Raw genomic sequence first — 15926 nt, forward strand, 5'->3', positions numbered from 1 at the left:
TATCGGTGGAAACAGTTCTAAAATTCATTTGGTAGTTGATTCTCATGGGAACCCTGTTCAGTTTTTGATAGAGGATGGTACGACCCATGATGTAAAAGTGGCACCGAAATTAATTAATAGCATAGACCTGAATGAGACAGAAATTCTCTGTGCCGATAAGGGGTATGACTCTGAATCCTTGAGAGAACAGATAGAAAAAACGGGGACTCAAGCTAATATTCCCAAGAAATCCAATACGCTTTCAAATAATGATCATGTGGATTGGTATTTTTATAAAATCAGGCACTTAATTGAGAATGCCTTTGCTAGATTAAAGCAATTTAGAGGAATTGCCACACGCTATGACAAGCTAAAGCAAAGCTATGAAAATTCTGTTGCCTTAGCTTGTATCTTTATTTGGCTACCATTATGAAATGTCAACAGACCCTAATATTTTCAATAGTTGTATGTGTGTTTGGATGAAAAATAAACGAATAATCTAATCTTTTAGTCGTAGATGACTGTTTTTTTAACAGGAAGATGAATTTTTCGGCGCTTTATGGGTAGTTTAATATTTAGAAAAATAACTTTATGTTTTTGTTTTTAATCAATAAAACCAACTGAAATTATAGGATTTAACTATAGTCATAAATAAAATAAGTATTGGCATGAAAAGCTGAAAATCTTGATTCTAAAGCGGTTTAAAGATAGATGCGTTTTATGTGAAGGACGGTCAGCAAAGCCGATTGCAGATGCTGAACCGAGGCAACTTCTAATTCCTGTCACAGCGCTATAAGTCCATTTTTTGCAGTTTAAGGAAACATTGATGTCGAATTCTGCTGTTGTTGAATCAGTTGCGCAAGCTTTACGTAACGCTGAATTATCTCAAGCTGCGATTGCACCTATTCGCCCACAACTTGGTGGTGAAAGTGCAGATGTAGATATCGCTTATGCCGTTCAGGAAGAAAATACCAAACGTGCACTTGCTGAAGGTCGCCGTTTAGTGGGCCGTAAAATTGGTTTAACGTCTAAAGTTGTTCAAGCGCAGCTTGGTGTGGATCAACCGGATTTCGGTATGTTGTTCGCAGACATGGCTTATGGCGATGGTGAAGAAATCCCAGCAGGTCTACTTATTCAACCGAAGGTTGAAGCAGAAATTGCATTGGTGATTAACCAAGACTTGACCAAAGATAAACACACCTATGCAGACATTATCAGCGCAACAGAATATGCGTTGCCTGCCATTGAAGTTGTGGATAGCCGTATTGAAAACTGGAAAATCTCTTTGATTGATACAGTTGCTGACAATGCTTCATCAGCAGGTTTTGTATTGGGTTCAAAGCCTGTAAAACTTGAAAACCTTGATCTTGTGAACTGCAAAATGATCATGACACGTGGCGAAGAAGTTGTGTCTCAAGGCGTGGGTAAAGCATGTCTTGCAAACCCAATGAATGCTGCGGTTTGGCTTGCAGATGAAATGGTACGTCGTGGTCGTCCATTACTTGCAGGTGACATCATTTTAACAGGTGCGCTAGGGCCAATGGTTGTGGCAAACCCAGGCGATGAATTCAAAGTTGAAATTGAAGGCTTCGGCTCTGTAACAGCTGCTTTCGCTGCTGAATAATCCCAGATTCAAAGAGAGTACATTCATGAAAAAGATTAAATGTGCAATGATCGGTCCAGGTAACATCGGTACTGATTTGCTTTACAAATTACAACGTAGCGAATGGTTAGAGCCAGTTTGGATGGTGGGTATTGATCCTACTTCTGAAGGTCTTGCTCGTGCTGCGAAAATGGGTTTGAAAACCACTGCTGAAGGCGTAGATGGTCTTCTTCCTCACGTTCTTGAAGATGACATCAAAATTGCATTCGATGCAACGTCTGCATATGTACATGCTGAAAACAGCCGCAAGTTAAACGAACTTGGCGTGTTAATGATTGACTTAACACCTGCAGCGATTGGTCCATTCTGCGTACCACCAGTAAACCTTGAAGCACTTTTGTCTGCTGGTGAAGTGCCAAACGTGAACATGGTGACATGTGGTGGTCAGGCAACGATTCCTATGGTTGCTGCGGTATCTCGCGTTCAGCCTGTTGAGTATGGTGAAATCATTGCAACTGTATCGACTAAATCTGTCGGTCCAGGTACACGTAAAAACATCGACGAATTCACGCGTACAACAGCGGGTGCAATCGAGAAAGTTGGTGGTGCAAAAGCTGGTAAAGCAATCATCATCATCAACCCGGCTGAGCCACCACTGATGATGCGTGACACTGTTCACTGTCTAGTAGAAGGCGAGCCGGATCAAGCAGCGATCATTGAATCTGTTCACGCGATGATCCTCGAGGTTCAAAAATACGTACCAGGTTACAAACTTGTAAATGGTCCAGTATTTGATGGCAACCGTGTTTCTATTTACTTAGAAGTTGAAGGTCTTGGCGATTTCCTACCGAAATATGCAGGTAACCTCGACATCATGACAGCAGCAGCTGCACGTACTGCAGAAATGTTTGCAGAACACGTTTTCAATAAAGAAGAAGCTTAAGGAGCAACCTCATGTCTAAGATTATTGTTCATGATATGACTTTACGTGATGGTATGCACCCACAGCGCCATCAAACCACTGTTGAGCAAATGATTGCGATTTCAACAGCACTTGATGATGCAGGCGTACCTTTAATTGAAGTCACGCACGGTGACGGCCTTGGCGGTTCATCCGTCAACTACGGTTTTGCTGCTGCGACTGACGAAGAATATTTAACAGCTGTTGTACCACGTATGAAGAATGCAAAAATTTCTGCATTACTTCTACCTGGTATCGGTACGGTTGACCATTTAAAAATGGCGCATGAAATTGGTGTTTCTACTATTCGTGTTGCAACGCACTGTACAGAAGCGGATTGCTCAGAACAGCACATCACTGCTGCGCGTAAGTTAGACATGGACACAGTGGGCTTCCTAATGCTTGCTCACATGGCGACTCCTGAAAAACTGCTTGAAGAAGCAAACAAGATGGTGTCTTACGGTGCAAACTGTATCTATGTCACTGACTCAGCAGGCTATATGCTTCCTCAAGATGTCATCGATCGTGTTGGTCATTTACGTCAACACTTGGACCCAAGCATTGAGCTCGGTTTCCACGGTCATCACAACTTAGGTATGGGTGTTTCTAACACTGTTGCTGCGGTTCAAGCTGGTGCAGTACGTGTCGATTTAGCATCTGCTGGTCTTGGTGCGGGTGCAGGTAACACGCCACTTGAATTGTTCATTGCAGTTGCTAACCGTATGGGTATGGACACTGGCGTTGATTTGTTCAAAGTACAAGACGTTGCTGAAGATCTTGTGATTCCAATGATGCACAACCCAATTCGTGCAGACCGTGATGCGGCAACTTTAGGTTATGCAGGTGTTTACTCATCATTCCTATTGTTTGCTAAACGTGCTGAAGCTAAATATGGCGTTTCTGCGCGTGAAATCCTCATGGAGCTTGGTCGCCGTGGTACAGTTGGTGGACAAGAAGACATGATTGAAGATTTAGCGTTGACAATGTCTAAAGCTAAAGAAGCAAATGCTTAATTTGATTTAAGTATCTGTTTAAAAAGGCGCCCAAAAGGGCGCTTTTTTTATAGCTCTTAGCAACCGCATTGAAATTTGCGATCGAGGATGATGTGTAGGTGAATTTTAATATTATTGTCAGTATGAAGTTGGGTCTGTTCATTATGCGCTCACGGTTCATTTCATTTTAAGCACTAAGCTTAAATAACATATTGAAAAAATTATGAAAAACAGCATTAAATTAAATTTAAGCCAGATATTAAGTATTTGATATTTATATAATAAATATATGATGTGATTGTTTTATCTTATAATTTAAATGAGGATGAATCTCAGATAACCATTTTGATTAAACTTAAAAGCAATTAATAACTGACTTGTAATTGCATATAAAATAAAAAAAAGAATTTTGATTTAATAAAACAGGCATTTAATTAAATCGCTTGGTACAAACAGTGAAAATGACTTATTGCTTAAATATCTAAAGAAAAATAGTCACTTTGAGTAAAACAGTCCTAAGAGTAGAGCTTTGGCTGAAACCTTAATACTGTAGTCGGATTTTTAAAAAGAGCATTGTTTAGCATGATGGTGCCATAGCTTAATTTGATTACTGGGAAATAAGCCATGCGTCGTCAAAATTTATGGATAGCAATTCTTGCTGCGACAGCAACATTAGGAACTTCTGCAACTTATGCAGATTTTGTTGACGATAGCCAAGTGCAATTAAAATTTAAAAACTTCTATCTTGATCGCCAAATCAAAGAAAATCCTGCAGCGAACTGGGGTTCATGGTCGCAAGGGATCACTTTGGATGCGAAGTCAGGTTACCAAGATATTGGTGCTGGCATTCAAGTAGGTGCAGATCTTTTGGTACAACATGCATTCAAATTGAATGCGCGTGATAAAAATCCAGACTGGATTTTGCCGCATGATGGCAAAGAATCAAAAGATAATTTTGGGAAGGTTGGTGCGACATTAAAAGCCAAAGTATCTCAAACTGAATTGAAAGTAGGTGAATTATTACCTGTTTCTCCAGTTTTAGTTTTCGATCCATCACGTCAGTTGTTGACGACTTATAGTGGTGCATGGTTGGAGTCGAAAGAGCTTAAAGATACTAAACTCACTCTGGCTTATATTGATGGTATTAACAACCGTTATGATAACCAGTTCCGTGACTTAACTTTATTTGCTCCAGGTAAAACTTTGCCGGATGGTGTTTCAAAAGGACATTATGATTTAGGTCCTGAATCGGATGGCATGTGGATTGCAGGTGTAGACCATCAGCTTACTAAAGAAGTAGGTGCGAGCTACTGGTATGCCGATGTTCAAGACATTTACCAGCAGCATTATCTGGGTGTGAGTTACAAAATCGGGTTAGGTGAAAAAACCAAATTAGATAGTCATGTGCGTTATTTCAATAACTCCGAATCTGGCGATAAATTATATGGTGAGATCGACAACCAGGCATTATCGGTAGCTGCAAAAATCAATCATGGTACGCATACGGTCGGTGTGGGTTATCAGCAAATGTTTGGTGACAGTGCATTCCCGACATTGGGAGGCTGGGTGCCACAGCCTTATTTGGCAAACTGGGGAGTCGCAACTTTCACAGCACCGGAAGAAAAGTCATGGCATGTGTCTTATGGTTATGACTTTTCTGAAGTCGGCTTGAAGGGACTAAATGCAACAGCGATTTATTTCAAAGGCTATGATCAGCAAGGTACCGGAGCATATCAAGGTCAGAACTTCAATACGGATGAAGTGAATGCAATCGTCAATTACACTGTGCCAGAAGGTAAATTAAAAGGTTTAGGCGTACAGGGCATGTATATTGATGTGAATTTTGCAAATCCAGCAAAACCAGACCTTCAGGAATACCGTGTAGCAACCACTTATACCTATAAGTTCTAATTCTGCTGCCTTGATCAAGAGCGCTATCCGGTGTAGCGCTGTTTTTCTATCTGCACATAAACTAAATCCTGAAAATAAATAAGGATTTTGATATTAAAATAACCATATAAAACATAAACTTAAATTATATTTATTTTGTAGTGTGCAATCGTAATTTTGTATCAGTTGACCCGTCTTGAGCGGTTAAGATAAGGATGTAAAAAAGTCATTTTAATGAGTCAACTTGACGTCGAATTCTTGAAAAGAGAGGGACACGCAAGCGAAAGACTGTAAGAGGAAGTAATATGAGCACTGTTCAAATCCCTGACTATCAAACAGATCCGTTCTTTGGCTTGGAAGACAAATGGATTGAAACTGCTGAAGGTGAGTTGACCCATTACCACGAAATTGGTGAAGGTACGCCTATTCTATTTTTACACGGTTCAGGCACAGGTGTATCTGCTGCGGCAAACTGGTGGTTAAACCTGCCACAAATTGGTGAGCAAGCACGTTGCATCGCGATTGATACCATTGGTTATGGCCAAACTGTGGTTGCGCCAAACACTGAATATGGTATTCGTGCCTGGGTGGACCATGCGATCCGTACGCTAGATGCTTTGGGTATCGAAAAAACCTGGTTAGTGGGTAACTCTTTAGGTGGCTGGTTGGCATTCCAAATGGCGCTTGACTATCCAGAGCGTATTTTGGGTATCGTTTCTATGGGTACAGGTGGTGCGAAACAAACTGCAGCACTTAAAGCACATGCAAACCCAGTATTAACTGAAGAAGGGATCAAGAAAACTTTGTCTATGTTTGTTGTAAACAAAGACTTGATTACTGATGAATTAGTAAAAGTACGTTTCGCTTCTGCTGCAAATGACTATGCATCAAATCGTTTGATGGATGTTGTTGGCGCACGCGACCGTGACCGTTTCGAATTCCCATTAGATTTCGAAAAAATGAAAGACATTACTGTGCCAGTATTGTTGATTCACGGTGTACAAGACGTGGTGATTCCTGTATCTCGTACTTGGGATATTTTGAATACCGTTCCTCATGCTGATGCGCATATTTTCAGCCAATGTGGCCACTGGTCTCAAGTTGAAAAAGCAGAAGAATTCAACACCGTGATTAAAGATTATTTAAAAGCGCGTGGTGTGTAATTTCTTGTCACTGACATGAAATTCAAAAAAAGGATGGTTTTGCCATCCTTTTTTTATATAAATCTTTTGACAGAAATACTTTAAATGAGTATTATTCTCATTAATAGGTGTCAAAATAAGTCTCATGTATTGAGAAAAGTATGAAAATTAATCCATATAAATAGTAGGGAATATGGTTTTACTTATTAGACTTAAGTTGTAAAACGGCATTTTTTAGCTAAGTTTATAAATATCAAAACTAAAATTTATAAGTTATTTCCCATAAACACACTTTCACTGATAGATAAAAAGCGTCAATTAAAAGCTTTGAACGATTAAAAATAAGGCTAAATTGGACAAAAAAAAGCACCATTATTCATTTTAAAAATAATGGTGCAGTTTTTTCATTTTTTGATTTGATGAAAATTAACGCTGTTCGCGATTAATATCCAAGTAAAAAACTTTGGTTAATAGCTCAAGGAACTTATCTACTGCGACTGAAGTCGAATTTTTACGGTAGCTTACGTACAAATCGAGGTAGGGTAATTCGACATCTAATGGGCGAATCACCGTGTTATTCATGGTCAATGGTGCGATATAACCAGGTAGAATTGTGCAGCCTAAACCCATACCAATTGAGTTGATATTAAACAAAATATTGTCGGCTTTTTGAACAATATTGAATTGAATACCATGTGCGGCAGCGAAGCCTAAAATTACTTCGTGCAATGTGCCTGATTGCTCACGTGCAGGGATAATAAAATCGATCCCGTTTAAGGCTTTTACAGGGATACGTTCATACTTCGCTAAAGGGTGATCTTTTGGCAAAATAAAGATTAAAGGTTCACGTAATACAAACTGGCTTTCCACTTCATCATTGTGGAAGTTGTTACGTGTAAAAGTGATGTCTAGTTCACCTTTTTGTAGCAGTTTCATCTGCTCAAGGTTGTTTAAACTCAATAATTCAATCTTTAACTCAGGGTTTTGTACACGCAGATTTGGCAGTACATAAGGAAAGATTTTCATCTCAGCTACAGGCACAAAACCAATGCGCAACATCTGTTGTTTAGCTTGCGAAACCTGACGTGCCATGGCTACAGCCTTGTTTGCTTGAGCAAGTGTCAAACGTGCTTGTTCAAGAAATACGGCACCTTCTTCTGTGAGTTCAACTTTACGTTTAGTACGGTGTAAAAGTCGAACGCCGACATCTTCCTCAAGGTCTTTGATTTGCTGACTTAAAGAGGGTTGAGCGGTATAAAGTTTCAACGCAGCTTTACTGAAATTGAGTTCTTCAGCAACGGTAATGAAGTATCGTAGGTGTCGTAATTCCATAAAATTCAGCCCGTAGAGTAATCCAAAAAATGTCTTACTATTAAGTTGATTCAGTATAATCTATAAACAACTATTGCGTGTAGATTATTTTGCCATTCAGCAAATAAATGGTCTTGGTCAGCTGAAAACGGTTTGTCTATAAAAAAATCCTACCGTAATAATCCATAAAATCTCTTAATTAAAACAAAATAAATATTTCCCGAAAATCGCTCTAAAATCCATCATCGTTGAAAAGTTGAGTCTATTACTTTGTGCCTTATGGTCACAGGAGAGCTTTTCATGAGTGGAAAAATTGATGTGCGCGAAATCGATGCTTTAGTCGATGCACAAAATGGACGTATCACGCCATCTATCTATACAGATCCAGACATCTACGAACTTGAATTAGAACGTGTGTTCGGTCGTACATGGTTATTCCTATGCCATGAAAGCCAAATTCCTAAGGCTGGTGATTTCTTCAATACCTACATGGGTGAAGATCCAATCATCGTTGCACGTCAAAAAGATGGCTCAATCAAAGCATTCTTAAACCAATGTCGTCACCGCTCTATGCGTGTGAGCTTCGCGGACTGTGGTAATACACGTGCATTTACTTGCCCGTACCACGGCTGGTCTTATGGCATTGATGGTTCTTTAAAAGATATCCCTCTTGAAGACCGCGCGTTCCCGCACGGTGCTTGTAAAGAGAAATGGGGGCTTGTTGAAGTTAACCGTGTTAAATCATACAAAGGCTTAGTATTCGCTTGTTGGGATGAAACAACACCTGACCTAGAAGAATACATGGGCGATATCGCTTGGTACTTAGATGGTGTTCTTGACCGTCGTCCAGGTGGTACTGAAATTATCGGTGGTGTACACAAGTGGGAAATCGAGTGTAACTGGAAATTTGCAGCTGAACAGTTCGCATCTGACCAATACCACGCATTGTTCTCTCACGCATCTGCAATCCAAGTTTTGGGTGCAAAACCAGATGACGAATCATCTAAGAAATTAGGTGCAGCACAAACTGCTCGTCCTGTATGGGAAACTGCGAAAGACGCGATCCAATACGGTTCACGTGGTCACGGTTCAGGCTTCTTCTTCACAGAAAAACCAGATGCAAACGTTTGGGTGGATGGTGAAGTTGCAAACTACTTCCGTGAAACATTTGATGAAGTTAAAGAGCGTTTAGGCGAAGTACGTGCATTACGTCTTGCTGGTCACAACACTATGTTCCCAACATTGTCTTGGTTGAACGGTACTGCAACGCTTCGTGTATGGCACCCACGTGGTCCAAACAAAACTGAAGTATGGGCATTCTGTATTGCAGACGCAGAAGCATCTCAAGAAGTGAAAGAAGCATTTGAGCGTTCTGCGACTCGCGCATTCGGTCCTGCTGGTTTCCTTGAGCAAGATGACTCTGAGAACTGGATTGAAATTCAAAAAGTTTTACGTGGTTATAAAGCCCGTCAAAACAAATTGATTATGGAAATGGGTAAAGGTAACGAGAAAGTACGTGAAGATGGTATCCCTGGTATCACCAACTACATTTTCTCAGAAACAGCTGCACGTGGTATGTACCGTCGTTGGGCTGACCTATTGATTCATGAAAAATGGGAAGACGTTGAAGCTGCGGCTGACGAATATGAGAAGGAGCTTATGAAATGAGTCAAATTAGTTTAGAACTCCATCACCAAATTAGTCAGTTTCTTTATCGTGAAGCAAAATTGCTTGACGATTGGAAGTTCCGCGATTGGTTAGCTGTATTAGCGGAAGATATTTCTTATACGCTACGCACAACACCAAACGCGCAAACACGTGACCGTCGTCGTTCGATTGAGCCGCCAACAACTTGGGTATTTAACGATACTAAAGATTTGTTGGAACGCCGTGTAGCTCGTTTAGAGACAGGTATGGCTTGGGCTGAAGAACCTCCTTCACGTACAACACACATGGTTTCAAATGTGATTGTTGAAGCGACTGAAGTTGAAGGCGAATATGACGTTTACGTAACGTACTTGTTGTACCGTACCCAGAAAGAGAAAGATGTAACAATCTACTGTGGTAAGCGTCACGACAAGATCCGCAAAGTCGACACTGAGCAAGGTTTCGAAATCTTCAACCGTAAGATTACCCTTGATCAGGTGACTTACAACTCACATAACCTGAGCGTGTTCTTCTAATGAATAAGATTTTTGTTTGCCAAGTTGACGAATTAGACGAAGGCGAAGCATTGAAAGTAGATTGCGGCGTTAACGGTATCGATGCGCTTGCAGTATTCAACAACAATGGCGAATTTTTCGCGATGAACGACCGTTGTTCACATGGTAATGCTTCAATGTCTGAAGGTTACCTTGAAGATGATGGCACTGTTGAATGTCCACTTCATTCGGCTCGATTCTGTTTGAAAACTGGTCAAGCATTATGCTTACCAGCAACAGATCCTATCAAAACATTCCCTGTGATTGTTGAAGATGGTGCTTTATACGTAGAGATGGCAGGAGAGTAATCATGGGTTGGCTACAAGGCGAAGTTGCACTTATTACCGGTGGTGGTTCAGGCTTAGGCTGGGCATTGGTTGAACGTTTCTTAGAAGAAGGTGCAAAAGTTGCTGTTCTTCAACGTTCTCAATCGAAAGTTGATGCATTGAAAGAACATTTTGGTGACCGCGTGCTTGCGATCGCAGGTGATGTAGCCAGCTATGAGGATAATGTTCGTGCAGTTCAAGCAACTGTAGAACATTATGGCAAACTTGACTGTTTCGTCGGAAACGCAGGTATCTGGGATCATTACGCAGATATCGTCAATACATCGGGTGAACAGCTGGAAAAAGCTTTTGATGAGATTATGGGTATTAACACCAAATCTCTCATCTTAGGTGCCAAAGCTGCACTTGATGCATTGATAGCTTCGGAAGGTTCTATCATATTTACTTTGTCTAACTCAGCACTGTATTCGGCAGGCGGAGGCCCTGTATACACAGCGTCTAAGCATGCTGGCGTTGGGATTATGAAAGAATTAGCCTATGAACTTGCGCCTAAAGTACGAGTGAACGCTGTTGCTCCGTCGGGTATGAATGTAAACATCAAAGGTGCTGCTTCTTTAGGCCAAGAAAACCTCGGTCTACTCGATGCACGTGATCCTGAGAAGATTGCACGCGGCATGCCGCTCAATTTCTTACCCGAACCTGAAGATATGACTGGTTCATACGTGTTATTGGCTTCTCGTCAAAACAACCGCCCATTAACTGGTGTTTTAATTAATGCTGAATGTGGTCTGGGTATCCGTGGTTTACGTCAACCACGTGCTGGCTTCTTTGACGAGATTTAATTCGCCAAATACGTAAAGGACTTACTCGGCAGCCGTCTTGGCTGCCTTCCGTTTAGGAGTCACCTATGGCCGTTAAACTTATTTGTGCATCGCACAGTCCCCTAATGGAATTCGCTTCTCCGCAAGAGAAATACAAAGAGGAAAAAGTTCGCGAAACTTTTGCCAAACTTGCTAAAGAAGTTGAAGACTATAATCCAACATTGATCATTACTTTTGGTCCAGACCATTTCAATGGTTTCTTCTATGACCTCATGCCATCTTTCTGCGTCGGTATTCGTGCCAAAGCAGCAGGTGATTGGGATTATGGTAAAGACAATGACCACATCAATGTGCCTGAAGAAACAGCAATCAGTCTGGTTCGTCGCGTATTGGATGAAGGTGTTGATGTTGCATACTCTTATCGTATGCAGGCAGACCACGGTGTGACTCAACCATTACATTTCCTTTGTGGTGGCAAGCTTGATCGTTATCCAACGATTCCAATTTTTATCAATGGTGCAGCTGCACCGATGCCAACAACCAAGCGTACAGTCGCTTTGGGTCGTGCTGTCGGTCAGTTCATTAAATCATTGAACTTAGAGAATGAACGTGTACTTGTTTTGGGTACAGGTGGTTTGTCTCATGATCCACCAACGCCGCAAATGGGTTCAGTTCCACCAGAAGTGGAAGAATTCCTGATTGCAGGTCGTAATCCAACAATTGATGCACGTAATACACGTCAAGGCAAAATCATTGCTGTCGGTCAAAAACTCGCAGCGGGTGATACTTCTGTCGCAGTGCCTTTAAACCCAGAATGGGATCGTGCATTGCTTGATACTTTTGCCAAAGCTGACTTTGCTGCCATTGAAGCAATGACTGAAGCTGAAATTCGTGTTGAAGGTGGTCGTGGCGGTCAAGAAGTTCGTTCTTGGATGGCTGCTTTTGCTGCACTACATGAAGTGGGCGAATACGACATGACAACACATTGCTACGAAGACATTAGTGAGTGGATTGCGGGCTTCGGCATCGTATCTGCAGAATTGAAATAAGGAACAAACCCATGAGCCAAAATGGTATCGAAACCATCGTTATTGTTGGAGCTGGTCAAGCTGGTGCTAGCGCCATTTTAGAACTCCGTGCGAACAAGTATGAAGGCAAAATCATTTTGGTGGGTGATGAAACACATCTTCCTTATGAACGTCCGCCTTTGTCTAAAGACGTAATTCTAAAACCTGAAGAGACCAAAATCGAAATTCTGTCAGAAGAAAAATTGGCAGAACTCGGTGTTGAACATATTCGTGGCAATGGAGTGGTGAAAATCCATAGCGATGCGAAAACAGTTGAACTGAAAAATGGTGAAATTGTTGCATTTGACAAGTTGCTTCTAGCAACTGGTGGTGCAGCACGCCGTTTACCGAATTTCGATGCTTTGGGTAAACACGTTTATACCTTACGTAACCTTGAAGATTCACAAGCATTGGTGCCTGTATTACAAGCGGGTCGCCGTATTGTATTGATCGGCGGTGGTGTGATTGGTCTTGAGCTTGCATCTTCAGCACGTTCTAAAGACTGTATCGTGACCGTGATTGAAATGGGTCCAATGGTGATGGGGCGTTCATCTCCACGCGTATTGAGTGAATTTTTATTGGCTCAACAACGTCTTGCAGGTGTAGATGTTCGTCTTTCGACTTCTATTGCTGACTGTAAGCTTGATGGCGAAGAAGTGGTGATCACGCTTGAAGGCGGTGAAGAACTTCGTGCAGATGCTGTAGTTTACGGTATTGGTATTGTGCCAAATGCTCAACTTGCGGTTGATGCAGGTTTAGACGTTGATTTTGCCATTAAAGTGAATGATAACTGCCAAACTTCGCATCCAGATATTTATGCAGCGGGTGACGTTGCGACTCAGCTTCGTGACTGTGGTAACCACCGTCGTGTCGAAACTTGGGAAAATGCGAACTTGCAAGCAGGTATCTTTGCTCGTCATGTAATGGATGTAGAACATCCTACACCAAACCCAGCATGGTTTTGGACAGATCAATTGAATATCAACTATCAATTTGTAGGTGATATGGCTGCAAGCGAATGGATCGTTCGTGGTGAAATTAAACCTGAGTTGGCGGCTGAATCTTCATTTGTATTGTTTGGTGTAACTGACGGTGTCATTGTTGGTGGTATCACTGTGAATGCTGCGAAAGAGATGCGTCATTTGAAAAAATTGATTAGCAAGAATACGGCGTTTGAAGCGGATAAATATTTAGATTTAAGCCAAGATTTACGTAAACTTGTAAAGTAAGCTGAATGTCTAAGAGGAGCAGACTTACGGTAACGTAGGTCTGTTTTTTTATGTCTTTAGTTTTAGCGTCACGGCCTTACATTACATTTTGGTTTATATGCCTTTGCGCAGGCGATGCCTTACTTTTAAAAGATTAAAAGTAACAAAAATCTTTTGATCGTTTGGGGATACTTCCGTGTATTCCAAATGATCGGGCGGCATCCATGCCGCCATCAGTATTGTTGATACCGGATTGAACATAAATTGAGTTCAGTTCTTTTTGATAAATTTAATTGAGCAATTTATGAATTCAAACTCAACGCCAATATTGGTGACGGCAAGTATATATGCTCTTTTGGTACTGATTTGGGCGACGACGCCGCTCGCGATTGTGTGGAGTGTGCAGGAAATACATCCGATGTGGGTGTTGATTATCCGTTACTTCGGCGCATCTATTATTGCGCTGTTTCTGTTGAAATTGATGCGTGATCCTTTGCCGTTTGATGAAACCTCATTAAAAAGTTATGTGGCTGGGAGTTTGAATTTGATTGGCGCACAGTTGTTTATTTATCTCGCAGCCAATTATCTCACCTCTGGTTTAATGGCACTGATTTTTGGTTTTTCACCCTTAATTGCCGGTTTGATTGGGCATGTTATTTTAAAAACACATAAATTGGTCGCTTTGCAGTGGTTGGGCATGGCGGTTGCAGTGGGTGGTCTAACTTTTGTCTTTGCAGATTCTGCTGATAGCAAAGTCAATCCAATTGGCGTTGTACTGATGCTAATCAGTATGGTGTCATATATCAGTTCGATTTTTTGGGTGAAACAGATTAACGCACCGTTAAAACCGATGTCTCAGGCAACAGGTTCTCTGATTGTTTCTGCCTTGGGTTCGGTACTCATCATTCCTTTTATCTGGCAGCATTTTCCAACCGAATTGCCAAGTGGCCGTGCCATGATAGGTTTTGTCTTTACTATGATCATGTCATCCATTGTGGCGATGCTGTGTTACTTCTGGCTGATCAAACGTTTGGCGGCATCAACAGTGTCCCTCAGTAATGTGATGACACCTGTCATAGCATTGGTTTTGGGAGCGACGTTGAACAGTGAATATATTAGCTCCAATGCCTTTATTGGGATCGTCGTCGTGATGTTTGGTATTGTGATGTACTTTTGGAAAGAGTGGCGCGAGCAATATATTAATAAAGTACGTTGAACGGCGTACATCTACAGAATTATAAGGAAGCTGCGGCTTCCTTTTTTATGTGTATTTTTCATATTTTGAATGGTTCAATTATTTCGGAATAGTCTGAGGTTTCACATGGAACATTTTAAATATAAGCAACTTATAAACTGATGAAACAATCGACACTTGCTCTAAAAACAACAAAATAACAAACAACAGCAACAGTCAGTTTGAGTACTATGGAATGAGCCATAAAATCAAATAGATCTGTTTGATAACAATAAGTTTAGGACAAATTTGAATGTCTGAATCCAATAAAATCGTGGTTTATGCAGCGCTCTTCGGCAATTTAGCGATTGCACTGGTAAAGTTTGTCGCTGCTTATATCACGAATAGTTCGGCCATGCTCAGTGAAGCAATTCACTCAGTGGTCGATACGCTGAATGAAGTCTTACTGCTGTACGGTATGAAGAAATCTCAGCAGCCAGCTAACTCGCGACATCCGTTTGGTTACGGACGGGAGTTATATTTTTGGGCATTTATTGTGGCATTACTGGTCTTTGCATTAGGCGCAATCGTCTCAATTTATCAGGGGATTCATCATATTTATCACCCTGAAGCCATGAGTAACCCAATGATTAACTATATTGTGTTAGGCATTGCGATTTTATGTGAGGGGACGTCTTGGTTTGTGGCACTCAAAGCCTTTCGAAAGGTAAAGGGTAAGCAAGGTTATTTCGAAGCATTTCGACGCAGTAAAGATCCCACGACCTTTACCGTTTTGTTTGAAGATACAGCTGCATTAATCGGTTTGTTCATTGCTTTGATTGGTATTTATTTATCACATGCGCTGAATATGCCAATGCTTGATGGTTTGGCTTCGGTTTTAATTGGCGTGGTATTGGCCATCTCTGCGATTTTGTTGGCACGTGAGACTAAAGGATTGCTTATGGGGGAAACTGCCGATCCACAGTTAAGGCATAATGTCTTAAACGTGGCGGAACTAGATCCAGCTGTACATTCTGCTAACGGAGTATTAACAGAGCAAATGGGCGCACATCAAGTCATTGCCTCATTGAGTCTTGAATTTAAAGATAATTTAACGTCAGATGAGATTGAAGCATGCGTCAACAGAATTGAAGCACAAATTAAACAGCTTCACCCTGAAATTGTGGCACTCTTTGTCAAACCACAGTCTAAAGTGGTCTGGCAGGAACGTATGAAAGGTCGTCTTGAACAGTAGGTCGCAGAGTCTTCAACTTTGCAAAATCTGTCAGC

The 15926-nt window shown here is 41.2% G+C and carries 15 protein-coding genes; 14 read left to right on the plus strand and 1 reads right to left on the minus strand.

Going from position 1 to position 15926, the window contains the following annotated elements:
• From FTV09_RS11535 to FTV09_RS11560, 6 genes are all read left to right on the plus strand, one after another.
• Positions 1-412, plus strand: a 412-nt coding sequence (locus FTV09_RS11535; protein WP_180058388.1) for an IS5 family transposase, incomplete at its 5' end; no start/stop codon positions are given.
• A gap of 393 nt (positions 413-805) precedes the next feature.
• Positions 806-1603 carry a 2-keto-4-pentenoate hydratase gene (locus tag FTV09_RS11540; RefSeq protein ID WP_180058389.1) on the plus strand — a complete coding sequence of 266 codons (798 nt, stop codon included), beginning with the start codon at positions 806-808 and terminating at the stop codon, positions 1601-1603.
• Between the two features lie 25 nt (positions 1604-1628).
• Entirely contained in the window at positions 1629-2525 is an 897-nt protein-coding gene (locus FTV09_RS11545) for an acetaldehyde dehydrogenase (acetylating) (protein ID WP_180058390.1), read from the plus strand.
• Positions 2526-2536: 11 nt separating this feature from the next.
• Positions 2537-3556 carry a 4-hydroxy-2-oxovalerate aldolase gene (dmpG, locus tag FTV09_RS11550; RefSeq protein ID WP_180058391.1) on the plus strand — a complete coding sequence of 340 codons (1020 nt, stop codon included), beginning with the start codon at positions 2537-2539 and terminating at the stop codon, positions 3554-3556.
• Positions 3557-4159: 603 nt separating this feature from the next.
• On the plus strand, positions 4160-5446 hold the full coding sequence (locus FTV09_RS11555) for an OprD family outer membrane porin (protein WP_180058392.1): 1287 nt from the start codon (positions 4160-4162) through the stop codon (positions 5444-5446).
• Between the two features lie 284 nt (positions 5447-5730).
• Positions 5731-6588, plus strand: coding sequence for an alpha/beta fold hydrolase (locus FTV09_RS11560; protein ID WP_180058393.1), 858 nt, complete (start codon positions 5731-5733; stop codon positions 6586-6588).
• Positions 6589-6993: 405 nt separating this feature from the next.
• On the opposite strand, the gene hcaR is transcribed toward FTV09_RS11560, so the two are convergent.
• A complete protein-coding gene (gene hcaR / locus FTV09_RS11565) occupies positions 6994-7899 on the minus strand; it encodes a DNA-binding transcriptional regulator HcaR (RefSeq protein ID WP_180058394.1) in 906 nt (301 codons plus the stop codon).
• 279 nt (positions 7900-8178) lie between these two features.
• On the opposite strand from hcaR, the gene hcaE reads away from it, so the two are divergent.
• The 8 genes from hcaE to FTV09_RS11605 all read left to right on the plus strand — a co-directional run bounded on the left by hcaE (position 8179) and on the right by FTV09_RS11605 (position 15891).
• Positions 8179-9546: a 3-phenylpropionate/cinnamic acid dioxygenase subunit alpha gene (hcaE, locus tag FTV09_RS11570; RefSeq protein WP_067763943.1), complete on the plus strand. Its 1368-nt coding sequence runs from the start codon at positions 8179-8181 to the stop codon at positions 9544-9546.
• Positions 9543-10061 carry a 3-phenylpropionate/cinnamic acid dioxygenase subunit beta gene (gene hcaF, locus FTV09_RS11575; protein ID WP_067763936.1) on the plus strand — a complete coding sequence of 173 codons (519 nt, stop codon included), beginning with the start codon at positions 9543-9545 and terminating at the stop codon, positions 10059-10061. Before hcaE ends, hcaF begins: the two co-directional genes overlap by 4 nt.
• Positions 10061-10387 (plus strand): 3-phenylpropionate/cinnamic acid dioxygenase ferredoxin subunit, encoded by a 327-nt coding sequence (gene hcaC, locus FTV09_RS11580; RefSeq protein WP_067763933.1) that lies wholly within the window; start codon positions 10061-10063, stop codon positions 10385-10387. Before hcaF ends, hcaC begins: the two co-directional genes overlap by 1 nt.
• Before the next feature lie 2 nt (positions 10388-10389).
• Complete coding sequence (gene hcaB / locus FTV09_RS11585; RefSeq protein ID WP_067763930.1) at positions 10390-11208, plus strand: 3-phenylpropionate-dihydrodiol/cinnamic acid-dihydrodiol dehydrogenase; 819 nt, start codon at positions 10390-10392, stop codon at positions 11206-11208.
• 65 nt (positions 11209-11273) lie between these two features.
• Positions 11274-12236, plus strand: coding sequence for a 3-carboxyethylcatechol 2,3-dioxygenase (locus tag FTV09_RS11590; protein WP_180058395.1), 963 nt, complete (start codon positions 11274-11276; stop codon positions 12234-12236).
• Between the two features lie 11 nt (positions 12237-12247).
• Positions 12248-13483 carry a 3-phenylpropionate/cinnamic acid dioxygenase ferredoxin--NAD(+) reductase subunit gene (gene hcaD / locus FTV09_RS11595; protein WP_180058396.1) on the plus strand — a complete coding sequence of 412 codons (1236 nt, stop codon included), beginning with the start codon at positions 12248-12250 and terminating at the stop codon, positions 13481-13483.
• Positions 13484-13766: 283 nt separating this feature from the next.
• Positions 13767-14678: a DMT family transporter gene (locus FTV09_RS11600; RefSeq protein WP_180058397.1), complete on the plus strand. Its 912-nt coding sequence runs from the start codon at positions 13767-13769 to the stop codon at positions 14676-14678.
• 271 nt (positions 14679-14949) lie between these two features.
• Complete coding sequence (locus tag FTV09_RS11605; RefSeq protein ID WP_180058398.1) at positions 14950-15891, plus strand: cation diffusion facilitator family transporter; 942 nt, start codon at positions 14950-14952, stop codon at positions 15889-15891.
• Positions 15892-15926: the final 35 nt, after the last annotated feature.

It is taken from the genome of Acinetobacter sp. YH12227, from assembly GCF_013417785.1.
Classification (GTDB): domain Bacteria; phylum Pseudomonadota; class Gammaproteobacteria; order Pseudomonadales; family Moraxellaceae; genus Acinetobacter; species Acinetobacter gandensis.